Here is a 24,552-nt window from a genome sequence, read left to right on the forward strand (position 1 = left end):
TTTTCTTTAAAGTTACTGACTTTCAGGGACTTTTGCAAATATAATCTATTGATAATTAAATACTTAACAATAGAATTTTATTTTTTTGTCATCTACTAAAAAATAATTTAAATGGTAAAATTGCGGGTGTAACCATTAACTCATCTTCATCCGGTGTAGGAGGTTCTTCACGTGTCGTAATGCGTGGTGCTAAATCATTGAATGGTAACAATAATGCTTTGTATGTTGTTGATGGTATTCCAATGTTGGATATGTCTCTGCCAATGAACAACCTTCTGATGCATATGAAGGTGCAGGATTGTCCGGCGACCCTATTTCAGGACTGAATCCTGAAGATATTGAATCGATTTCAGTATTGAGTGGTCCTTCGGCGGCAGCTTTGTATGGTAGTGCTGCTGCCAATGGAGTTGTAATGGTTACTACTAAAAAAGGTCAGGAAGGACGAACTTCTTTGACGATATCGAATAATACTACATTTTCAGCTCCGTTAGTGTTACCTGAATTTCAGAATACTTATGGTCCAAGTGAAACAGGAAGTTTCTACAATTGGGGAACTAAATTGAAAACTCCAAGTAGTTACGATCCAAAGGATTTCTTTCAAACTGGAGTAAATGTAACGAATTCGGCAAGTTTGTCGACTGGAACATCTAAAAATCAAACCTATCTTTCTATTGGTACTACAAATGCGAAAGGTATTATACATAAATAACGATTACGAGCGTTATAATGCAACAGTTCGTAATGTAAGCAAGATGCTGAAAGATAAGCTGACTCTTGACCTAAGTTTCATGTTGAGTAGTGTAAAGGAACAGAACATGACAGCACAAGGATTGTATTTCAATCCACTGGTACCGCTTTATTTGTTCCCGGCTGGCGATGATTTTTCTAAGATTCAAGCTTATCAACGCTATGATGTAGAGCGTAACTTGCTGACACAGTATTGGCCCTATAGTGATGGCTTGTCTTTACAAAATCCTTACTGGATTACCGAGCATATAACAATGCCTAATCATAAAAACCGTTATATGGCTACTGCATCGCTGAAGTATGACTTTGCCAAATGGATTAATTTGACCGGTCGTGTAAAGATGGACCGTAACAATGAAACTCATGAACGTATGTATGATGTCGGTACGAATACATTGTTTGCTTCAAAATACGGATATTATTCAAAGAGCAACGTGGAGGGACAACAAATTTACGGTGAATTGCTGTTGAATATTAACAAGTACTTTGCAAATAATACATTGAATTTGACTGCAAACATAGGTACCAATTTTGAGACCAATAAATACCAATCCGATTATTTTGGTGGTAAACTTAAATCTGTTGCCAATTTGTTTACCTTTGGAAATGTTGATACAACAGAAAAGAATTTGGCCAATCAGTATGGATACAACATCAAGAAAAATGCAGTATTTGGAAGCGCTCAGTTAGGTTATAAGTCTATGGCCTATTTGGATGTAACCGCTCGTAACGACTGGTCTTCTACATTTAAGGGAACTTCAACCAACTCATTCTTTTACCCTTCTGTAGGTTTGTCTGGTATTATTACGGATATTTTTAAATGTAGTATCGATATCATGCCTTACATGAAGGCTCGTGTATCTTATTCTGAAGTAGGTAACTCTCCTGATGTATTTCTTGCAATACCTACTTATGCACTTGTTGATGGAGTCCCTGTAACTCAGTCACGCAGACCGAATGCAAACCTGAAACCAGAACGTACCAAATCATGGGAACTTGGCTTTAATTTTGTCTTTTTCAAAAACAGATTGAAACTGGATGCGACTTTGTATCAGTCACGTACCTATAATCAGTTTTTTGAACGTACATTGTCATCAACTACCGGATATAAGTCGGAAGTTGTCAACGGCGGTCGTGTAGATAATAAAGGTATTGAGGTGTCACTTCGTTATGATGACAAATGGGGCGATTTTGGATGGAGTTCATATATAAATTATTCTTTGAACAAGAATAAGGTTGTAGAATTGTTGCGTGATTACGAGGATCCGATAACTCACGAAAAAACGTCATTGACGTGGATTGATATGGGTGGTACCAGTATGTATAAGATGATTCTGACAGAAGGTGGTTCTATTGGTGATATTTATGTAAACACTTTGCGTACTGATGAACATGGTGCCATTTATGTACATCCGGTTGATCAGGTAGTTGTTCCTGAGTATGATAACTTTATCAAAGCAGGAAATAGTGCTCCGAAATATAATTTAAGCTGGGGTAATAACTTTTCGTATAAAGGTTTGTCACTGGGCTTCTTGCTGACGGCTCGTGTTGGTGGTATCGTCGTTTCTCAGACTCAGGCTGTGATGGATTCGTATGGTGCATCTCAGGCTTCTGCTGATGCTCGTGATATGGGAGGCGCTTTAGTGAACGGTCGTCCTATTGATGCACAAAAGTATTATACGACTGTAGGTGGTTCGGGTAATACTGGTGGTATTGGTTCTATGTACGTATATAGTGCAACCAATGTACGTTTGGGCGAACTTTCACTGGGATATGATATTCCTATCAATAAATATGTAAACTGGATTCAGGGATTGAATGTATCATTCATCGGTAAGAATCTTTTCTTCTTGTATAAGAAAGCCCCGTTTGATCCGGAACTGACAGCAAGTACAGGTACTTATTTCCAGGGTATTGATATGTTTATGTCACCGAGTTTGCGTAATTTGGGATTCTCTGTAAAAGTTAAATTCTAATCAACCCTTTAAATTAAAAAGATATGATTCTTCATAATATAGATTTTTTGAGAAAATATTCTTTGTTGGGATTGTCTTTGGTCTTATTTAATAATACTTCATGTATAGACTATATGGATAACGTAAATCCTAATGAAGTAACGGAAGAAATGATGGGAGTAGATAATCTTAAGACTGGTGCTTTTTTCTCTCAGATGTTACGTCGTGTGGTAATTATTAACGATGGTGAAAGACTGGATTCTGATTACCAGATTGCTCAGAATCTTTCACATGACCAGTATGCAGGTTACACTGCTGCAACTTTGGGAAGTACGGCACACAATGGTCAGTATATTTTTCAGGAAAGCTGGGTGAATGCGACTTTCGATTATGCATACACTGGTGTTATGGCTCCTTGGCAGAACATCCATCGGATTGCTACTGAGCAGGGGCTGGCAGAAGTTGATGCCTTGGCAACAATTGTAAAGGTGGCAGGAATGCATCGTATTGCAGATACTTTCGGACCTATTCCTTATGTAAACTATGGGACTTCCAGTTTGTATGATCCTTTGGATGAGATTTATAAGAAGTTTTTTGAAGAATTGGGTTCAGCCATCGAAATTCTTGGGAATTATGTAAGTGGCAATGCCGATGCTAAGCTGATGACTGATTATGATTATATATATGGTGGTAGCGTTGCTCAGTGGGTAAAGTTCGCCAATACTTTACGTTTGCGCTTGGCTTTGCGTGTCGCTTATGCTGATCCTCAACTGGCTCAGCAGCAGGCAGAGTTGTCTGTTCAGTCTCCTTATGGTTTGATTGAGGCTACAGCCGACCGTGCTGAATTGAATCACGGATTGTTGGTCTATCACCATCCGTTACAGGAAATAGCTTATAATTTTAATGCAGGTGACTGCCGTCCATGTGCCTCAATTGTAGCCTATATGGATGGACTGAATGATCCTCGTATCGGCAAGTATTTTACAGCTGCTGAAGATGGTGAATACCATGGTGTACGCATTGGTATTTCAACATCTAATATGGCCAATTATCAGGGCGCTAAGATATCCAACCTGAATATGGATCGTAATACGACTCCGGTTGTTTGGATGACTGCTGCAGAATCATATTTTTTACGTGCAGAAGGAGCTTTGAGAGGTTGGAATATGGGCGGTGATGCAAAGAGTTTCTATGAGCAGGGAGTCCGGATTTCCTTTGAAGAAAATGGAGCAGGTTCAGCCGATTCGTATTTGGCAGATAATATTTCTACTCCAAAATTTTTCGAAGATAATGCAGGCAGTGATAATTATACATTTAGTACAGAGGTAACTCCTGCGTGGGACGATAGTGACGATTTTGAAGGTAAACTGGAACGTATTATTACTCAGAAATGGATTGCTTTATATCCTGATGGACCGGAAGGATGGAGTGAATATCGTCGTACTGGTTATCCTGAGTTAATGCCAGTAGTAGTCAATGGTAGTAATGGGACAATAGATACAGAATTACAGATTCGTCGTTTGCCTTATACTCGCGACGAAAAAATTAATAATGCAGAAGGAGTTGCTAGTGGCATTACAGCTTTGGGAGGTGCTGATACCGGTGGTACGAAGCTTTGGTGGGATAAGAAATCTCGTTAATGAAGTAAATCTGTTAAAGTAATAATAGTAATTATGTATAAATTTGATATTATGAAATTTAAATTTGTTGGCATATTAGCTTTTTGTGTAGGCCTCGTGTCTTTCCCAAGCTGTGACACAGACGTGGAAGCACTGGAGATCCAAAAATTGAAAACATATGATGAACAATATTATGCAAATATTCGCGCGTTCAAGCAAAGTGATCATGAAGTAAGTTTTGCATATTATGAAAATTGGGCCCCGATTGAAGGTGTTGAGGGTAGTAAGGATCCTGCATCATGGGGTGAACGTATCAAGGGACTTCCAGATAGCATTGATATTGTAAATTTGTGGATGGGGATTCCGACAGCAGAAACACATCCGGTTGCCTATGAAGACATGAAATATGTTCAGGAAAAATTGGGTACGCGTTTTGTGATGCATGCAGATGCATCTCATTATCGTCATGTTTTTACTGTTGATGGAGTAGAATATGATATGGGAGGTTCAGCAAATCCTTCTGATGAGATAATGGCTGCATACGCAAAATGGATTGTGAATCAGGTGATGGAGCCGGGACTGGATGGTGTTGATGTTGACTATGAAGGATGGAATAGTAATGACATATATCGTCTGACAGTGGAGTTGGCTAAATATTTTGGTCCTCAAGGTTCTATTTCTAATAAGTTATTGATTATTGATTATTTTAATAGTGTACCTCCAAAAGATTGTATTCCTTATTGTGATTATTTTGTACAGCAGGCATATAGTGATCAGGTTGGTTTCTTAACCCAACCATCAGGTTTTCCACCCGAGAAAATGATTTATTGTGAAACATTTGGTGTTTTCTATCTGGATGGTGGCCGATTGTTGGATTATGCACGCTGGGAACCAGAGGTCGGACATAAAGGTGGTTGTGGCGTATTTTATTTAGGTCGTAACTATTATTCGGCATCAGGTATTCCTTACAATGAATTTCGTCAGGCAATTCAAATTATGAATCCTTCAATTAAAGAGTAATAATCTATAATATAACTATTATGAATATACATAAAATAAAAGCAGTTTTATTGGGAGGCGTTTTGGCATTTTCCATGTTCAGCTGCGCAGAAGGTGACAGCTTTGATTACAATAAAAATGTCGTACTTGTATCTGGAACGGAAACATCTCCGGTTGTGAAGTTTGTGGTGGAGGATACTCCTTCTACTTATGCTGTAACAGCTACTGCGACGAATAAAGTTTCGGAAAATGTAAATGTAACGTTTGCTATTGACAACTCATTGGTGGATTCCTATAATGAGGCACATAATACAAATTATTTTTCTGTGCCAGAAGGTACAGTTACATTGGAAAATGCTGAAACTGTTATCGAAAAGGGCAAGGTTTTTTCTACTCCTGCAACAGTGAAGATTATTTCAACAGAAAATCTTGATGATGCCAGAGTATATGTAATACCTGTTACAATTCAGCAGGTTGATGGACTGGAAGTATTGGCTCCTTCTAAGACTATTTATTTACAAATTTCCAGAGTTATTAATTTCACTTCGCTGAATATTTCTAATCCGGAATTGTATAGTAATTTTATGTTTGACGAGAGTCAGAAGCAGTCTTTATCGAATTTTACTTATGAGGTTAAATTCTATTCGGAAGAATGGCACTCCATTGCACGTATGTGTAATTTCTCTTCTGCCGATGGTAGCCGTTCGAATATGTTGCGTTTCGGTGAAATTGGTATGGATGTGAATTGTTTGCAGTGGGTATGTCCGACCGGTAGTGTTCCGTCTACTACACGCTTTAGTACAAATCGCTGGTATACACTTTCACTGACATACGATGGTAGTAAATTTACCATGTATGTAGATGGTGTGAAAGATGCTCAGTTGGATGGTGACGGACAACCGGTAGATTTCCAGATGTTTGAAATTGGTATGTCTTGGACTACTTATCGTTATTCACAGTATTTCAAAGGACGTATTGCTGAAGTTCGTGTCTGGAATCGTGCCTTGACACCTGCAGAACTGCAGATGGGATTATGTGCTGTAGACCCGGCATCTGAAGGCTTGGTGGCATATTGGAAAATGAATGAAGGTGAAGGGCATATTTTCCATGATTCAACAGGAAATGGTTATGATATGGACTGGTCGAATACATGCCGTGAGATGTCTGAAGGTGCTGGAAATGTATTTGGACTTGATTATAGTCAATATGTCGGATGGGATGCAGATGAAAAAAATACCTGTGTTCAGTAATTAAGTTTTCAAGTTAGGAAGCAGGATGAAATCAAATGATGATTCTCTTTTATTCCTGCTTCCGTAAATAAAAAATGTAGCTATGAAAAGTTTTAAATATTTATTATCTGCTGTATTGCTTTGTGGAGGTATATTAAGCTTTCAATCATGCGATGATGAAAGTTACGATGTAGTAGGTAATCCGAATAATTTAGTCTATTTCAACCAAAAAGGAGGAGATGGGCAATTGAATTTTTATTCTTTTACTGTAGATTGGACTTCTGTAGGAGCTGTTGGTGATCAGGTTACCCTTAAGGTGCCTGTAAAGACAACGCGCCCTGCCGATGGTAATTTATCGGTTTCTGCAGCTGTAGACAATTCGTTGGTTGAAACATATAATCAGGAAAATGGGACTGCTTACGCTGCATTGCCTGATAATACTGTAGAATTTATTAAGCAGTCTGTAACGGTTCCGGCAGGTGCAACGATATCTACCGATTCAATAGAGTTTACTATACCTGCAGAGAATTACATTCCATTGACGGAGCGCCTTTATTTGCTGCCAGTAACCATCTCTTCGGTCAATGGCAATGGCATTCCTTCAACTCAGGCGGGTGTTATTTGGACTTCCATTAGCATGAATCTGCCGGGTGATAAAAAAACAGATGCCTCTATTAGTAATCTGGCTTATTGGGGAACATATAAGATGAATACGCAGGAACTTCCTTCTGTATATACGTTTACAATCAGTTCTGAAAGTGCAGTACAGCAAGATGAAACGATTTCTTTAGTAAAAGATTTGGATTTGGTTGATACATATAATCAGAAATATAATACATCTTATACTCCGCTTCCTGATAATGCTGATATTAATATAGAGGGACTTGATGCAACAATTGAGGTAGCAAAGATGGAATCAACTCCAGTTGTCGTAACTTTAAACTCTTTGGATAATTTGGTAGAAGGTACTACATATATGTTGCCTATCACCATGAAAGAAGTTTCAATAGGATTAAATATAAAGGAGGGGTATAATACGACATTTATAATTATTGATTATAAGAAAGCTGGAAGTGGTGGAGAAGGAGACTATACTCCCGATGATCCATCCGGTAAATTTGCATCGTTAGATTTGACAAATTCTAATATGTATGCTAATTATTATTTTGATTCCAATTTGCAAAAAGAATTATCAGCTTTCACTTATCAGATAAAGGTGAAAGCCAATTCTTTACCTAATGGACATATCTCTCGTTTCTTTGCTTTCAATGGTAATAATACTGTGATGATGCGCTTTGGAGAAGGTGGAACAGGTAATAGACTTCAGTTTGTCTTAGGAGGTGATGCCGGTAATCATTTTGCCAATAAGATGTTCTTGACTAATACATGGTATTTGCTTACTATTGTATACGATGGAAGTAAATTTACGATGTATGTAGATGGTGAAAAGGATATCGAAGTTAATTATACTGGATATTCAACTCTTTTTCAAGGGGTAGAAATCGGTATGTCATGGGCTGGATATCGTGAAGATCAGAAATTTGATGGCAGTATTGCTGAAACTCGAATATGGGAACGCGCGTTGAATGCAGAAGAAATTAAAGGTGGTTTGAATAGTGTAGATCCTGAATCTCCGGGGTTAATGGCTTATTGGAAAATGAATGAAGGTGAAGGTTATATTTTCCATGATGCAACAGGCAACGGCTATACGATTGACTGGTCGGATACTTGGCGTTGTCTGACAGAAACAGAGCCGAATCCTGGTACTCATTTGACTGATACTCATACTTATGTACAATGGGATAAGAGTGAAGAAAATGTGTGGGTTAAATAAGACCTATTAAAGTAGATAACATGAGGGTAGGGCAATCGTGTAATGAATTCGCTTTGCCCTCTTGTTTTATATTTATTCTCGATTGTTTATTAAATTTGTAGTGTCTATGAGGTGTCTTGTATAGATATATTACAAAGAATACCCCGTTGTCGATGGAAAAATAGAAAATATCATTGGCTGTTACAATACAATAATAATTTATAAATATACAATAATGTAGAACCTGGTTTATGAAAGCACTTTATCTTATCTTACTATTCTGTTTTTGTAGGATAGTTTCTTGGGCTCAGGAGCCGGCTTTAGGAAAGAGTTTGATATTCGAAGAGCGTGTTTTTAATTTTGGAACCATTGATGAAGAAAAAGGAGTTGTTTCTCATGAGTTTGAATTCCAGAATAAGGATAAGAAGGCTGTTGCTATCACTGGGGTAACAAGTGGTTGCGGCTGTGTTAAATTTGATTATCCTAAAAAACCGATACAACCCGGTGCTAAGGGAATTGTAAAAGTCTATTTCAATCCGATGTATCGTCCTGGTTTCTTTAGTAAGGAGATTGTTGTTTTAACGAATGAAAATCAGAATTATAATCGTATTTGGATAAAGGGAACGGTAAAACCGGGCGAGCATCCTGTATCAGACAGGTATCCTTATGAATATGGCAATGGACTGTGGATGAATTTTGAAGTTATGGCCTTTGGATATATGAAAGAAGGAGATAGAAAGGTTATGGATTTGAAGTTCATTAATAATACAGACAAGGAAATGAAGCTTTTCTTTATTGTAATGGACGGCAATACGGATGTAACTTTTACAAGTCCGTATATGATGAAGCCTAAAGAAGAGAAAGTAATGTCGGTTACCTATTCTTATACGGGTAAGTTTACTCGTTTGGCTTATGTATATCCGGTAGTTAATGGTAAACCTCTGGATAAACCTCTTAAGGTTGTTTGCACGGAGCCCTGATTTATTGTCTGTGAATAAATGATTGTTTTTTTAGTCGATTTGATTGAACATTACCAAAATAATAGAGTGAATTATGAAATGGTTTAATCCTTTTGTTACAATGTTAGTAGGGGGACTATGCATGATAAATTCAATACATGCCGAAAAGTTTCCCTATAAAGATGCTTCTCTTCCGACGTCGCAACGTGTAAATGATTTGCTGTCACGAATGACGGTGGAAGAGAAAGTAGGTCAGTTGCTTTGTGTATTGGGCTGGGATATGTATGAGATTAAGGGAGATAAGGTAATAGTTTCCGATAAATTTAAGGAGTTGGTAAAACGGAGTGCTGCCGGTATGCTATGGGCAACATACCGTGCTGACCCTTGGACTAAAAAAACGTTGGAAAATGGTTTGAATCCGGAACTGGCTGCAAAAGCTGGCAACGCATTGCAAAAATATGTGTTGGATAATACACGTTTAGGTATTCCTGTTTTTCTGGCAGAAGAAGCCCCTCATGGTCATATGGCGATTGGTACAACTGTCTTTCCAACTGGCATTGGTCTTGCTGCTACCTGGTCACCGGCTTTGATGGAAGAGATGGGAAAAGCGATTGGAAAAGAGGTGCGTCTGCAGGGGGCACATATTAGCTATGGCCCGGTATTGGATTTGTCACGTGACGCACGCTGGTCACGGGTAGAGGAAACATTTGGAGAAGACCCTGTGCTTGCCGGTAAGATGGGGGCTGCTGTGGTAGCCGGACTTGGAGGGGGTAAGTTGAATCTTCCCTATTCTACAATTGCTACATTAAAACATTTTTTAGCTTATGCAATTCCTGAAGCTGGACAAAATGGGAATTATGCAACTGTTGGTGAGCGTGATTTGAAGCAGAACTTTTTACCTCCGTTTCGCGATGCCATTGAAGCAGGAGCCTTGTCTGTAATGACTTCATACAATTCAATTGATGGGGTGCCTTGTACTTCCAATCATTATTTATTAACCGATTTATTGCGTAAGGAATGGGGATTTAATGGGTTTGTGGTATCCGATTTATATAGTATCGATGGGTTACACGCTTCTCATTTCACTGCTCCTACTCTGGCCGATGCCGGCAGGCAGGCTTTACAAGCTGGAGTGGATGTTGATTTGGGTGCTGAAGCGTTTGCTACTTTATGTGAATCAGTACATTCGGGAGCAGTGTCGGAATGCTTGGTAGATTCGGCGGTAGCTCATGTGCTTACACTGAAATTTGACATGGGATTGTTTGAGCATCCCTATGTCGATCCGAATGAAGCAAAGAAGGAAGTTCGTAGTGAGCAACACGTGGATTTAGCGCGTCGTATAGCGCAACAGTCTGTTGTTCTTCTTGAAAATAACGGAGTACTTCCATTATCGAAGTCAATAGGAAAAGTTGCTGTAATAGGACCGAATGCAGATAATCAATATAATATGCTGGGAGATTATACGGCTCCTCAGGAAGAAAGTAATGTAAAAACAGTATTGGAAGGAGTTTTGAGTAAACTCTCTGCCAGTCAGGTGGAGTATGTGAAAGGATGTGCCATTCGGGATACGAGTAATGTAGAAATGGAGAAGGCTGTTCATGCAGCACAATCAGCCGATGTGGTAATTGCTGTTGTCGGAGGATCAAGTGCTCGTGATTTCAAGACCAGTTATCTTGAAACGGGGGCGGCTGTTACCAGTAGTGCAACGGTCAGTGATATGGAGTGTGGTGAAGGATTTGACCGTGCCACTCTTTCATTGATGGGAAAACAGAATGAGCTGCTTGAGGCATTGAAAGCGACCGGAAAGCCATTGGTCGTTATTTATATAGAAGGCCGTCCGTTGGATAAGGTTTGGGCTCAGTCACATGCTGATGCTTTGTTGACAGCCTTTTATCCGGGACAGGAGGGAGGAATGGCTATTGCCGATGTTTTGTTTGGCGATTATAATCCGGCAGGACGCTTGCCTGTGTCTGTACCCCGCTCTGTTGGACAACTCCCTATTTATTATAATAAGAAAGCTCCCCAAAATCATGATTATGTAGAGCTGTCTGCTGCTCCGCTTTATGAATTTGGATATGGGCTGAGCTATACTAAGTTTGAATATACGGATTTGAATGTAAAGAAAGTGGCTCCAAGAGAATTTGAAGTTTCTTTTATAGTGAAGAATATAGGAAATGTTGACGGTGATGAAGTTGCACAGTTGTATGTACGTGATGAATTCGCTTCTGTTTCCCAGCCTTTGAAGCAATTAAAGAAGTTTACACGTTTCCATTTGAAAGCCGGAGCAACTCGAGAGGTAAAATTTACGTTGGGTGCTGATGACCTTTCATTGGTCGGAATGGATGGTAAATGGACGGTCGAACCTGGACGCTTTTTGCTGATGGTGGGAGCTTCCTCAGAAGATATTCGTCTTAATAAGGAAATTATTGTAGAATAACTTAAATCATAATTATGAAATTTGTGTTTACTCTTTTATCTCTGTTTTTGTTTCAGTGTGCTCTTGCGGTTCAACAGGCTGACAAAATAGATTTATCGGGAATCTGGCGTTTCCAGTTGGATCCGATGGGCTTTGGTAAGATTCCAGGCTCGGAACTTTATCAGACAAAATTGACTGAAACAATTATGTTACCCGGTAGTACGGATCAGGCTGGTAAGGGAATTCCGAATCAAGTAGCTTATGTGGACCGATTGTCACGGAAATATGAATATTGTGGACAGGCATGGTATCAGCGGGAAATTCTTATTCCACAAGATTGGTCAGGCAAGGAAATTATTCTGAATTTGGAACGCTGCCATTGGGAAACTGCCGTGTATGTTGATGGAGCTTTGGTTGGAACCGATGAACGTTTGTGTACTCCTAATCGTTTTGTGCTTACTAAATATTGTACTCCAGGTACCCATATTTTAACACTCTGTGTAGACAACAGAATGAAGTATCCTATGGATGTATGGAATCATACTTTGACAGAACATGCGCAAACTAACTGGAATGGGATCGTCGGAGAAATCTCACTGGAGGCTAAGATGCCTGACTATATAAAGCATGTAAAAGTATATCCGGATATAGAGAATGGACAGGTTACAGCTAAAATATATATCAATTCTTCGGAAAAGGCTGTGAAGGGAAATCTGATGCTTACTGTGTCCGAAAAGAATGGCAAAATTCTTGCTTCCGATTCAGAGGAAATTGAGCTTTCTTCCAACCAGTCTACTGTAGAAAGAATATTATCGGTTGGTAAGAAATTTAAATTGTGGGATGAGTTTAATCCAGCTTTGTATAATTTGACTGTAGAATGGACTGTAAATGGAAATAAAGCAAGTGTCTGCGAACAGTTCGGCTTCAGAAAAGTTGAAAAGGGAGCACATCATATACGTTTAAATGGTCGTAATATTCATTTACGTGGTTTGCTCGATTGTGCTGTTTTCCCATTGACGGGCTATCCGGCAACCGACGTGGAAAGTTGGCTGCGTATATTTCGTACGGTTAAGGAATATGGTTTGAATCATGTACGTTTCCATTCGTGGTGTCCTCCGGAAGCTGCTTTCTATGCTGCCGATGAGATAGGATTGTATTTACAGGTTGAGTTGCCTATGTGGGTAAAGAATGTTGGTAAATATCCGGAGCGCCGTGATTTCTTTGAAAAAGAGATGTATGCTGTTTTAGATGAATATGGCAATCATCCATCTTTTTTGCTGATGTGTAATGGAAATGAGAATGAGGGTGATTTTACTGTTTTGGAGGATTTGGTAAAGAAGGGACAGTCTTATGACAATCGTCATCTTTATTCTGCTTCTACTGCTCGCGATCATGTTAAATCTGATGAGTTTTATGTTTCTCATCTTACGGAAAAGGGCTGGATTACAGTTTATGATGGTCAGCCCTCTACAGATTGGGACCGCTCTAAAGAGTCGGATATCGATGTGCCGGTAATCGCTCATGAATCGGGACAGCGTTGTATGTTTCCTAATTTTAACGAAACATCCAAGTATACGGGAGTTCTGGAGCCGAGAAACTTTCAGATTTTCAAACAGCGTCTTGCTGCGAACGGAATGTTGCACAAAGCTGATGATTTTTTCAAGGCTACGGGCGCTCATACAGTATTGCAATATAAGGAAGTAAATGAAGCATTGATGCGCACGGCTAATTCTGGAGGCTTTCAGTTATTAGGATTGTCTGATTTCCCGGGGCAGGGTAGTGCTTTTGTAGGTATTCTGGATGCTTTTTGGGATAGCAAAGGGTTGGTTACTCCAGAAAAATACAGAGAATCGTGCGCTCCGGTTGTGTTGCTGGCTCGTTTCCCGAAACGTACATATTTGAATTCTGAAAGTTTTAATGTAAAACTCGAGATTTATCAGTACGGTGAAAAAAACTTGGCGAAAGGTAGCCTTGACTGGTGTCTTATAGGAGAAAATCAGAAAGTCATGGCTAAAGGTAAGTTAGGACATGCTATGTTACCTGTCGGAGGAGTTGATTCTTTAGGACAAGTGCAGGTACCGTTACATAATATTCAAGAAGCTGGCAAGTATACATTCAGAGTCTGCTTAGATAACGGCATTCAGAATGAATGGGATATTTGGGTTTATCCTCAGGAAATTAGTACACTGGTAAATAATATTCAGTATGTGAATACTTGGGAGGATGCTAAACAAAAATTGGGAAAAGGAGAAAATGTATTGTTTATACCAAGCAAGGTAAATGGTCGTAATACCAAGTTTACCGGACATTTCTGGAATCCTGTCATGTTTAACTGGGATCCGATGATTGTGGGAACGTGGATTGATTCGTCTCATCCGGCTTTTCAGTATTTTCCGACCTCTTATTATGCTGACTGGCAGTGGTGGGATATTTTGAATTATGGTAAAGCTGTAGATTTAACAGACTTGTATGAGCTTGAACCAGTTATTCAGAGTATTGATACTTATGAAGTTAATCGTAAACTGGCTATTGCTTTTGAAGTAAAAGTTGGTGATGGAAAACTTTTTGTGTTGTGCATGGATATCCAAAAAGATATGGATAAACGGATAGCCATGAAACAGCTTTTATATTCGATAAATGCGTACGTACATTCTACTGCTTTTTCTCCGAAAACGGAAGTTCCTTCTTATCTGCTGGATGCTATATTTCTGCCGGAAGCAGAAAGAAAGGTGAAAAGTGAGGAGAATGCTGCCATTCGTCAGTTACTCAATCAATAAAGGTTATTGACTAAAAACGTCTTGTCAAGGCATTGGAGGGCTTCCCTCCTAAGCTGAAAGTACATTTTTTCAGGTACTACGATGAATTTGTTTGTAACTGAGCATATACACATCTTATTCAGTGATATTTTGGTGTGAAAAAATGGTTAGTTCATTTTATAAAGATGGAGGCGATGATTTTGAATGCTTCTTCTACTATAATAAAAACTATGCTTAGAATAATAGGCTTTGAAAATTCGATTAATTAATAGAAATGAGGCTGTTTCAAAATGAAAAACTGAGATAGGCTTACTTATATCTATAAGTTACAACATAAAAATCTCCTACTTTAGTCTTTGTTTTCTTCAAATACAGGACTAAAAGTAGGAGATTTTTTCTAAATTTCAATCTATCAGATTTTTACTTTTGGCAATTCTATTTTAAGACAACCTCATTTTTATTGCAAGGTGAAAACCATACGGTCTTTTTGACTTAACGCCTCGTCGAATGTGAACCCTTCCCATTCGAAAGTTTTCAGTGCTTCTACATCTTCGATACGGTTTTTCAGGATGAAGCGTGTCATTTCTCCTCTGCACATTTTGGCATAGACAACTACTGTTGTGGGCTTACCATTCTTGTATACCATAAATTCGGGAGTAATAACCCTTACGGCTTGAGTAATTTTTTCCCAGTGAAATAGACCTTTCATTTCGGCACTTGCCAGATTGACCAAAACTCCGCCTTGCTTTTTAATTTCTGTGATGAAATAATCTGTCAGCAGGGAACGCCAGTATTCGAACATTGTTGCATCTCCATGTTCTGGCATGCGTACGTCACCCTCCAGACGATAACTTTTTATCAAATCGAGCGGGCGCAGTAGTCCGTAAAGGAAAGAGGTAATGAACAGATGGTCTTGGGTATATTCCCAGTCTTCGTCGGTAAAATCTTTTGGATTAAGACGCTTGAATACGATACCTGTATATGCAAGTAAAGCTGGAAGAGAGTGGCTTTCTGGTGAGAAGAACTCGTGATACCTGAGAACGTTTTCGGCTGCTAACTTATTGTTTATTCGTAACAGACTTGACAAATCTTTAGCACTGAACTGTGCCATGTTCATGGCATTTTCACGGGCCTCTTTCTCAAAATGGGGTATTGTTGTAAAAGGAACCTGCTGGCGGTTGCGTGCAGTCATTGTCTTGGCGCACGAAATATAAATCATCATAAGCGGTAGCTGTTTTTGTTAAAACTCATTACAAAGATACGTCCTGTCAGGGATTTTTGTTCAGAAAAAACATATATTTGTTGATGATAGCGTGAATCGTTTTATTTAAATTCTGATAATATATGATGAAATCGTTGAAAATCGGCGGCCTGATAATGGTTTTAATGCTGTTTTTTATGGGAGCGAATGCTCAGACAAGTACAGAGAAAGTGAAAATAGGTGATACAATGCCTCAGTTTACACTGAATTCGGAAGTGTATGGAACCGTTACTCCTGCCGACTTGAAGGGTAAGGTAGTTTTGGTTAGTCTGTTTGCTACGTGGTGTGGACCGTGCCAAAAGGAACTTGCCGAGGTACAGAGTACGCTTTATCCAAAGTATAAAGATAATGAGAATTTCCGTTTGCTGGTGATTGGTCGTGAGCATACTGATGCTGAGCTGACTAAATATAACACCCGTAAGAAGTTTACTTTCCCGCTTTATCCGGATCCTAAGCGTGAAGTCTTTTCATTGTTTGCCGACCAGAGTATTCCACGTGCTTATTTGTTTGGCAAGGATGGAAAGTTGATATATACATCTACGGGATATACTCCCGAAGAGTTTCAGAAACTGATGAGTACTATTGAAGAAGCTTTGAAGTAATTAACTCTGGTATCGGAATGCTATGAATGAAATTGAGAAAATGAGGAATGGCCTGCTTGCTGATTTCAGCTCTCCTGAAATACAGAGCAGCTTTTATCATTGTAAGAAACTGTTGGCTAAGTTTCGGGCAATGACTCTTTACGATGACGATTACCGTAAGGTACTGGAAGATCTGGTGCCGGGAATACCTGCGACATCGGTTATTCAGCCACCTTTCTTCTGCGATCACGGACATGGCATACGGTTGGGAGAACATGTGTTTGTCAATGCCGGATGTACTTTTCTTGACGGGGCTTACATTACGATAGGTGATTATACCCTGATTGCTCCAAATGTACAGATTTATACTCCTCATCATCCTATCGATTACCGTGAGCGTCGTGCTTCTAAGGAATATTCATATCCGGTGACTATTGGTAAGGATTGCTGGATTGGAGGAGGAGCTATTATTCTTCCGGGAGTGACGATTGGCGACCGGTGTATTATCGGTGCTGGAAGCGTGGTTACGAAAGATATTCCTTCCGATAGTCTGGCTGTAGGTAATCCGGCTGTTGTCAAACGGAAATTGAATACTCCGGAAAAGGAATCTGTGGATTAACTACTGTTTTTTTAGATGAAATAAAACGTGAGCTTGATATAAAACTTTCTTGCTGTGGCAAGGTGGGGGTTATATCGGACTCACGTTTATGTTATTGTAGGAAAACTATTCAATGTTTTACAGAGATTGGCAGATTATATGCTTTGCGCTTGGATTTGATTTCTTTTGCAAGTATATTGGCTTGTGTATCATCTATATGTTGATTTTTCAGCATGATTTCTATGTCTTTTATCGAGTTTTCCAGTGCTTGAGCTTGAGGCTGGGACAAATGGAAGTAATCATCGTCGCCATGGAAATACAGAAGTCTCAATTTTGCCAGCATCAGCTCTGACTTCAGGGCCACTATTCCCCTGAAATCATGAACAGGCAGGCTCTTGTCTTGGCTTAAATTCAGCTCTGTGCTGGAGGCTTCGATAAATGAAATTCTCTTTTCCTGCCTGAAATCATTTCCATCATAGTCGATTGAGCAGATATTGTATTTACCGTCAATGATGTCCAAAAAGAAAATCCGGTCTTTGGTATATTGTACTTTGTCTACATTGCCTATTGTTGATGCTATATTTTGTTGTCTGAGCTCCTTTATATGCTGTCCGTTGAAATCACTTTTTATGATTTTCATTTTTTCGTTTTTCGTAGATAAGTAATACCAGTATCCGTTGGCATATATGGCTTCGGTCTTAATTATTTCTCCTTGTGTATCGAATCTTCTGATTACACATTTTTCATTGTCGAACTTGTTTCCGGAGGTTGTGTAGATTTGTTCCTGTAAATTTAAATAAGGTTTTGCATGCTCGAATGTTGTGTAAAATAGTTCGTCCGAACACAGAAAATATTTATTGATGCTCGATATTGTGGTAAGATTATAGCTGCTGGCGTCATCGAATGTTGCATCTGCATTATACCAGTTGCCATCTATGTAAATTCTGTTCCATGCGTGTCCTGAGGTTCCGGGTATGGGACCTGTTACATACTCGGTTTGAATGCCTAATCCGTTTAACAATAGTGAGAGTGAAAGGCTATATCCCTGACATACGGCTTTATGAGTGATGAATGCTCCCAATGCAGAAAATGAACTATATGCCAGATTGGGATATTCTTCATTCCTTTCTCCGTAAATAATTTCTTTACACAGTTTCTGATAAAGTGTATAGGCTATTTCTGCCGGTGTCATCCGATAGTCCAACTCCATGTAGAATGTTTCGATGGCTTCTTCCATAGCTGGATAGATATCATGGATGATGGCAGGTAATACTGCGTATTGAGGAATAAAGGTTGCCAGGTATTCCGGGTGTTGTAAATCGACTCTGTAGCCGATATTCCCACTGACTTTCAGATGAAACAGGAGAGGGTTGTTTCTTATAAAACAATTGTATAGGCTATCTGCCTTATCGGAAGAAATATTGAATTCTCTGACGTCTATTTCTTTCTCTCCCTGTAGCACTCCGTTGGTTAGTCTTTGAAATAATTTTAATGCATCGGTTGGAGAATTATTCTCTTCTTTTTCGTCTGTTCCGTCAGAATTTTCTGTGTCATCGGTAGAACCGGTTGGTACGTTACTGGGTTCTTTAGCCTTTTCTTCCAGTTTTTCTTTTTTGCATCCGGTAAAAAACAGGCTGAACATCAGAAAAAAGAAGGCGATTGGAGTCAGTAGTTTCATAAGAATAGTATAGTTAATTGTGGTAATATAAGTCTGTCAGGTATAATTTTATGTAACAATTTTGATTGCTTAAAGGTTTTGAGCTATAAATAAAAATTCCCTGTCTCCGAATTCAGGTTAATCATAATCTGAGATTCGGAAACAGGGAATATTATTTTATGAGCTTGTATTGTCGGTTATTTATATTCCTGCCAGCTCTTTATCTGTATATCTTCCTGTTTCATGCTACAGAAAGCTTCAATGAATGCTTTTGCCAGACGGGCGTTGGTCATTAATGGAATATTATGATCTATTGCTCCACGACGGATACGATATCCGTTTGTCAGCTCACGTTTGGAGTGGTTTTTCGGAATGTTGACTATCAAATCGAACTTATGCTCGGCAATCATCTTCATCACATTGTTTTCGGCATGTGGGCGTTCGTCGGGCCAGAATACAGGAGTCGTCGGTATTCCATGTGAGTTGAGGAAGGTTGCCGTACCTGCTGTTGCATAAATGTGGTAACCATTTTTGCTCAGCATGTGACTGGCATCCAGTAAATCAACTTTCGATTTAGTAGCTCCAGAAGAGAGAAGTATCGATTGTTTCGGAATCTTATAGCCTGTTGCAATCAGAGCATTGAGCAAAGCTTCGTTAAAATCGTCACCTAAACAGCCGACTTCTCCGGTTGATGACATGTCGACGCCTAATACAGGGTCGGCATTCTGAAGGCGTGCAAACGAGAATTGTGAAGCTTTTACCCCGATACGGTCGATGTCGAATGCTGACTTATCCGGGCGGGTATATGGAGCATCGAGCATGATACGTGTCGCTGTTTCGATAAAATTGCGTTTCAAGACCTTGGAAACAAACGGGAAACTACGTGAAGCACGCAAATTACATTCTATAACCTTCACTTCATTTTTGCGGGCAAGATACTGAATGTTGAACGGACCGGAGATATTTAATTCCTGTGCAATCCGGCGACTGATTTTCTTGATTTGTCGCGCTGTAGAGAAATAAATTTGTTGAGCAGGGAATACGAGTGTTGCATCTCCCGAATGTACTCCTGCATATTCAATATGCTCTGAAATAGCATATTCTACTATTTCACCATTTTGTGCTACAGCATCGAATTCTATTTCTTTGGTTTCTTGCATGAACTGTGAAACAACTACCGGATATTCTTTCGAAACCTCACTTGCCATCTGCAAGAAGCGGGTAAGCTCTTCTTCGTCGTAACATACGTTCATGGCGGCGCCACTTAATACATACGACGGACGGACCAGTACCGGATAACCTACCTTGGCAACAAAGGCTTTTACGTCGTCCAGACTTGTCAGTTCCTGCCATGCGGGCTGGTCTATTCCTAACTGGTCGAGCATAGCCGAGAACTTGTTTCTGTTTTCGGCACGGTCGATAGATATAGGAGATGTTCCTAAAATAGGAACCGACTGGCGATAAAGTTTCATGGCAAGATTATTTGGAATTTGTCCACCTACAGATACGATTACTCCACGTGGCTGTTCCAAATCGATGACATCGAGTACGCGTTCGAATGACAATTCATCGAAATACAGGCGGTCGCACATATCGTAATCGGTAGAAACTGTTTCTGGATTATAGTTGATCATAATTGACTTATATCCCAGCTTGCGTGCTGTCTGAATGGCATTGACTGAGCACCAGTCAAATTCTACTGATGAACCGATACGGTAGGCACCCGAACCAAGTACAACAACAGATTTTTCGTTCTTGTAGTAATTGACGTCATACCCTTCGGCACCGTACGTCATATAGAGGTAATTTGTCAGTTCCGGATGCTCGGATGCGACTGTATTGATACGTTTTACGGCTGGCAGTATGCCCAATTTCTTACGATAAGCACGTACGGCAAGATTCTCTTTTTCCATATTGCCGGTAGTTGGTTTCAAAACGAAGCGTGCAATCTGGAAATCCGAGAACCCCAATACTTTTGCTTCGCGTAGAATGTCGGCAGGAAGTTCTTCCAGTGAGTTATACGATTGCAGTTTGGCCTTATAGTCAACAATATTTTTTAGTTTACCTATGAACCAAGGGTCTATTTTAGTTAAGTCGTAAATACGCTGGATATCATATCCTTCTTCCAAAGCCTGTGCAATGGCAAATATTCGTAAGTCTGTAGGGTTGGCAAGCTCGTCGTCCAGATTGTCGAAGCGTGTGTGGTCATTACCAACAAAACCATGCATGCCTTGTCCGATCATACGGAGTCCTTTCTGGATGATTTCCTCAAACGAACGTCCGATAGACATAATTTCACCAACCGATTTCATGCTGGAACCGATGCGGCGTGATACACCGACAAATTTGGTTAAATCCCAGCGTGGAATCTTGCAAATTAAATAGTCGAGTGAAGGAGCTACATATGCCGAGTTCGGAGTGCCCATTTCACCGATTTCATCAAGTGTATATCCTAATGCGATTTTGGCAGCAACAAAAGCGAGCGGATATCCTGTTGCTTTGGATGCTAAAGCAGAGGAACGGCTGAGGCGGGCATTTACTTCAATTACACGATAGTCATTTGTGTCGGCGTTGAAAGCATATTGGATATTACATTCTCCTACAATGCCTAAATGGCGGATGCATTGTTTTGATAAGTCTTGCAGCATGGTGACCTGATCTTGTGTCAGAGAACAAGTAGGAGCAACAACGATGGATTCACCTGTATGAATACCCAGTGGGTCGAAGTTTTCCATACTTGCAACGGTAAAGCAATGGTCGTTTGCATCGCGGATTACTTCAAATTCTATTTCTTTCCATCCTTTAAGTGATTCTTCTACTAATATCTGTGGAGAGAACGTAAAGGCACTTTCTGCCAGTTCAATGAATTTTTCTTCATTGGGACAGATTCCGCTTCCCAGTCCGCCAAGAGCATATGCCGAACGAATCATGACTGGATAGCCTATACGACGTGCAGCAGTCAGTGCGTCTTCCATGTTTTCTACGGCTTGGCTGACTGGGGTCTTCATTTCTATTTCATTCAACTTCTTGACGAACAGATCACGGTCTTCCGTATACATGATTGCATCTACCGATGTACCCAGAACTTTTACACCATATTCTTTCAGTACTCCTGTCTGATACAATTCAGTGCCACAGTTCAGGGCAGTTTGTCCTCCAAATGCAAGCAAGATTCCGTCGGGACGTTCTTTCTTAATAATTTCGGTTACGAAATAAGGAGTTACAGGAAGAAAATATACTCGGTCGGCAATACCCTCCGAGGTTTGGATAGTAGCGATATTAGGATTGACTAATACAGAACTGATACCTTCTTCACGCAAGGCTTTCAGCGCCTGAGAGCCTGAATAGTCGAATTCTCCGGCTTGTCCGATCTTGAGTGCACCTGAGCCGAGCACCAGGACTTTCTTTAATTCTTTCTTCATGGTGTTTTATTAATATAGATTTATTGGTTGTCATTCATTATCTTATACATGCAAAGAAACAATTAATTTTGAAGAAAACAAAGGATTTGCTTATCTTTGCTGCTAATTAATAACTATCAAAGATATAATGATGAAAAAGGAGAAAATTATACTTACCGGCGACCGTCCTACCGGAAAATTGCATATCGGACATTATGTTGGTTCGTTGCGTCGTCGTGTAGAACTTCAAAATTCGGGACTCTACGATAAGATATTTGTGTTCGAGGCCGATGGACAGGCATTGACTGATAATATAGACAATCCGGAGAAGGTTCGTCAGAATGTGATCGAAGTAGCCCTTGATTATCTGGCTGCCGGTTTGGATCCAGCTAAATCTACTATCTTCATCCAGTCACAGATTCCGGAACTTTATGAATTGAGCTTCTATTTTATGGACTTGGTGACTGTTTCTCGTTTGCAGCGTAATCCTACTGTGAAGACAGAAATCCAGATGCGTAACTTTGAAACGAGCATTCCTGTAGGATTCTTTACTTATCCTATCAGTCAGGCTGCTGATATTGCTGCTTTCAAAGCTACTACAGTGCCAGTAGGTGAAGACCAGGAGCCGATGATTGAGCAGACCAGAGAAATTGTACGTCGTTTCAATTATATTTATGGTGAAACGTTGGTTGAACCAGAAATTCTGTTGCCGGATAATGCCGCTTGTATGCGTTTGCCGGGAACGGATGGAAAGGCAAAAATGAGTAAGTCATTGGGAAACTGCATTTATTTATCTGATTCGGCCGATGAAGTTGAAAAGAAGGTAAAGAGTATGTATACCGATCCAACTCATATTAGGGTCAGCGATCCAGGAAAACTGGAGGGTAATTGTGTCTTTACTTATCTGGATGCATTCTGTCGTCCGGAACATTTCGAGCGTTATTTGCCTGATTATCCGAACCTGGATGAACTGAAGGCTCACTATACTCGTGGGGGACTGGGAGATATGAAGGTAAAGAAATTCTTGGCAGCTATCATGCAGGAGGAACTTGCTCCGATACGTGACCGTCGTAAAATGTTCGAAAAGGATATTCCGGCAGTATACGATATGTTGAAGAAAGGTTGTGAAGTAGCTCGTGAAACAGCTGCCCAGACAATGTCTGAAGTACGTAGCGCTATGAAAATTAATTATTTCGATGATGCAGCACTTATAGCCGAACAGGCAAAACGTTTTGGTCAGGAATAATATTCAGGCTTTATAATTGAGTATAGCAGATAAGTCGCCATCCGGATATATGCAGATTTTTGCATTAACCGGTTGGCGATTTTTGTTTGTATAGGATGAACAAAAAAAGGAAATGAGCTGTTCCTTATTATATATGCTTATTTGTTCATCTTAAAAAACATTACTTATGAAGAAGATTGCGCTGAGTTGTATACTCTTGTTTTTGTCTTTGGGCTTTGGACTGGCTCAGGAAAATTCATATCAATTATCAAGTCATATTCTGGATATTACTCAGGGAAAACCTGCTCCTAATGTGAAAATCAGTCTGTATAAACAACAGGCTGACGGAAAATGGAAAATGGTAGAAGAAAAACTGACCGATGAAAATGGACGTGTTAAGGATTTCTTAAAAGAAGATGGTACAGAGCATGATGGGGTATATAAACTTATTTATCATGTAAAACCTTATTTTGACTTGCTGGGAGAAGATACATTTTATCCATTTGTAGAAGTTGCTTTCGAAATAAAGGGGAAGAGTCACTATCACGTGCCTATAACTTTATCTCCTTATGGCTATTCTACATACCGTGGAAATTGATATTAAAGGTTGGTTGCAAAGGCATCGAAGCCCTAAAAAATACTTTTTTGCTTGCTTTACGGCTGTTTTTGTAAAAAAATGAAGCAAATATTTGCATATTCAAAATAAAGCCGTACCTTTGCAACCGCAATTGAGAACGAGAGATTAGGGCGTTTAGCTCAGCTGGTTCAGAGCATCTGCCTTACAAGCAGAGGGTCGGCGGTTCGAATCCGTCAACGCCCACCACTAAACCTACTCTTGTTTTTCAATTCACTTTTGGGGCGTTTAGCTCAGCTGGTTCAGAGCATCTGCCTTACAAGCAGAGGGTCGGCGGTTCGAATCCGTCAACGCCCACTCCCAAAAAGTATAAATGGTCAAATTTTCCCCTTTGGGGCGTTTAGCTCAGCTGGTTCAGAGCATCTGCCTTACAAGCAGAGGGTCGGCGGTTCGAATCCGTCAACGCCCACAAATGAGAACTTTTTTTAATGTCTTTTGGACGTTTAGCTCAGCTGGTTCAGAGCATCTGCCTTACAAGCAGAGGGTCGGCGGTTCGAATCCGTCAACGTCCACTTCAAGAGCTTCATCAGTCCGATGAGGCTCTTTTTTTATTTTCCACACTTGAACATTCTTTTCGGAGTTGTTGTTCTATTTATAATTGACTTAAGTACATGACAAAAATTTGAATACATCGAATTTGGGTGTGTATGTCGGTCGGAAAAGCACGTTTGAGATTTCCTCAAGACCATACTTGACCAATGA

At 39.8% G+C, this 24,552-nt stretch carries 17 protein-coding genes and 4 tRNA genes; 18 read left to right on the plus strand and 3 right to left on the minus strand.

Going from position 1 to position 24,552, the window contains the following annotated elements:
* The first annotated feature begins 74 nt into the window (after window positions 1–74).
* The 10 genes from ACZM60_RS10390 (at window position 75) to ACZM60_RS10435 (ending at window position 14,514) form a co-directional block, all read left to right on the plus strand.
* Complete coding sequence (locus ACZM60_RS10390; protein ID WP_489521470.1) at window positions 75–326, plus strand: TonB-dependent receptor plug domain-containing protein; 252 nt, start codon at window positions 75–77, stop codon at window positions 324–326.
* On the plus strand, window positions 299–709 hold the full coding sequence (locus ACZM60_RS10395; RefSeq protein ID WP_489521463.1) for a TonB-dependent receptor plug domain-containing protein: 411 nt from the start codon (window positions 299–301) through the stop codon (window positions 707–709). Before ACZM60_RS10390 ends, ACZM60_RS10395 begins: the two co-directional genes overlap by 28 nt.
* The gene (locus tag ACZM60_RS10400; RefSeq protein ID WP_489521464.1) at window positions 684–2,723 is read left to right on the plus strand and encodes a TonB-dependent receptor domain-containing protein; all 2,040 of its coding nucleotides are present in this window, start codon (window positions 684–686) and stop codon (window positions 2,721–2,723) included. Before ACZM60_RS10395 ends, ACZM60_RS10400 begins: the two co-directional genes overlap by 26 nt.
* Before the next feature lie 113 nt (window positions 2,724–2,836).
* Window positions 2,837–4,342: a RagB/SusD family nutrient uptake outer membrane protein gene (locus ACZM60_RS10405; RefSeq protein WP_489521465.1), complete on the plus strand. Its 1,506-nt coding sequence runs from the start codon at window positions 2,837–2,839 to the stop codon at window positions 4,340–4,342.
* A 33-nt stretch (window positions 4,343–4,375) separates the two neighbouring features.
* Window positions 4,376–5,341 carry an endo-beta-N-acetylglucosaminidase gene (locus ACZM60_RS10410; protein WP_418586279.1) on the plus strand — a complete coding sequence of 322 codons (966 nt, stop codon included), beginning with the start codon at window positions 4,376–4,378 and terminating at the stop codon, window positions 5,339–5,341.
* 20 nt (window positions 5,342–5,361) lie between these two features.
* Window positions 5,362–6,570, plus strand: coding sequence for a DUF1735 and LamG domain-containing protein (locus ACZM60_RS10415; RefSeq protein WP_021970152.1), 1,209 nt, complete (start codon window positions 5,362–5,364; stop codon window positions 6,568–6,570).
* 82 nt (window positions 6,571–6,652) lie between these two features.
* On the plus strand, window positions 6,653–8,383 hold the full coding sequence (locus ACZM60_RS10420; protein WP_489521466.1) for a DUF1735 and LamG domain-containing protein: 1,731 nt from the start codon (window positions 6,653–6,655) through the stop codon (window positions 8,381–8,383).
* A 230-nt stretch (window positions 8,384–8,613) separates the two neighbouring features.
* Complete coding sequence (locus ACZM60_RS10425; RefSeq protein ID WP_021971718.1) at window positions 8,614–9,342, plus strand: DUF1573 domain-containing protein; 729 nt, start codon at window positions 8,614–8,616, stop codon at window positions 9,340–9,342.
* Window positions 9,343–9,442: 100 nt separating this feature from the next.
* Window positions 9,443–11,758 carry a glycoside hydrolase family 3 N-terminal domain-containing protein gene (locus ACZM60_RS10430; protein WP_489521471.1) on the plus strand — a complete coding sequence of 772 codons (2,316 nt, stop codon included), beginning with the start codon at window positions 9,443–9,445 and terminating at the stop codon, window positions 11,756–11,758.
* A 14-nt stretch (window positions 11,759–11,772) separates the two neighbouring features.
* Window positions 11,773–14,514 carry a DUF8487 domain-containing protein gene (locus tag ACZM60_RS10435; RefSeq protein WP_489521467.1) on the plus strand — a complete coding sequence of 914 codons (2,742 nt, stop codon included), beginning with the start codon at window positions 11,773–11,775 and terminating at the stop codon, window positions 14,512–14,514.
* A gap of 436 nt (window positions 14,515–14,950) precedes the next feature.
* On the opposite strand, the gene yaaA is transcribed toward ACZM60_RS10435, so the two are convergent.
* Window positions 14,951–15,715: a peroxide stress protein YaaA gene (yaaA, locus tag ACZM60_RS10440; RefSeq protein WP_021971721.1), complete on the minus strand. Its 765-nt coding sequence runs from the start codon at window positions 15,713–15,715 to the stop codon at window positions 14,951–14,953.
* A 125-nt stretch (window positions 15,716–15,840) separates the two neighbouring features.
* Between yaaA and ACZM60_RS10445 the strand changes: the two genes are divergently transcribed.
* Both ACZM60_RS10445 and ACZM60_RS10450 read left to right on the plus strand, forming a co-directional pair.
* Window positions 15,841–16,356, plus strand: coding sequence for a TlpA family protein disulfide reductase (locus ACZM60_RS10445; RefSeq protein WP_418587028.1), 516 nt, complete (start codon window positions 15,841–15,843; stop codon window positions 16,354–16,356).
* Between the two features lie 22 nt (window positions 16,357–16,378).
* Entirely contained in the window at window positions 16,379–16,954 is a 576-nt protein-coding gene (locus tag ACZM60_RS10450) for a sugar O-acetyltransferase (protein ID WP_021971723.1), read from the plus strand.
* Between the two features lie 109 nt (window positions 16,955–17,063).
* Here the strand turns inward: ACZM60_RS10450 and ACZM60_RS10455 are convergent, their stop codons facing one another.
* On the minus strand, window positions 17,064–18,611 hold the full coding sequence (locus ACZM60_RS10455) for a transglutaminase domain-containing protein (RefSeq protein WP_489521468.1): 1,548 nt from the start codon (window positions 18,609–18,611) through the stop codon (window positions 17,064–17,066).
* Between the two features lie 176 nt (window positions 18,612–18,787).
* Complete coding sequence (gene carB, locus ACZM60_RS10460; RefSeq protein WP_489521469.1) at window positions 18,788–22,012, minus strand: carbamoyl-phosphate synthase (glutamine-hydrolyzing) large subunit; 3,225 nt, start codon at window positions 22,010–22,012, stop codon at window positions 18,788–18,790.
* A 130-nt stretch (window positions 22,013–22,142) separates the two neighbouring features.
* On the opposite strand from carB, the gene trpS reads away from it, so the two are divergent.
* From trpS to ACZM60_RS10490, 6 genes are all read left to right on the plus strand, one after another.
* Entirely contained in the window at window positions 22,143–23,237 is a 1,095-nt protein-coding gene (gene trpS / locus ACZM60_RS10465; protein ID WP_340319692.1) for a tryptophan--tRNA ligase, read from the plus strand.
* A 166-nt stretch (window positions 23,238–23,403) separates the two neighbouring features.
* On the plus strand, window positions 23,404–23,814 hold the full coding sequence (gene uraH / locus ACZM60_RS10470; protein WP_418587027.1) for a hydroxyisourate hydrolase: 411 nt from the start codon (window positions 23,404–23,406) through the stop codon (window positions 23,812–23,814).
* Between the two features lie 147 nt (window positions 23,815–23,961).
* Window positions 23,962–24,039: transfer RNA gene (locus ACZM60_RS10475), tRNA-Val, on the plus strand.
* Between the two features lie 33 nt (window positions 24,040–24,072).
* Window positions 24,073–24,147 (plus strand) — tRNA-Val (locus tag ACZM60_RS10480).
* Between the two features lie 37 nt (window positions 24,148–24,184).
* A tRNA-Val gene (locus ACZM60_RS10485) sits at window positions 24,185–24,259 on the plus strand.
* A 28-nt stretch (window positions 24,260–24,287) separates the two neighbouring features.
* Window positions 24,288–24,362, plus strand: a tRNA-Val gene (locus ACZM60_RS10490).
* The last annotated feature ends 190 nt before the right edge of the window (window positions 24,363–24,552 follow it).

The organism is Phocaeicola sp. (assembly GCF_057861905.1).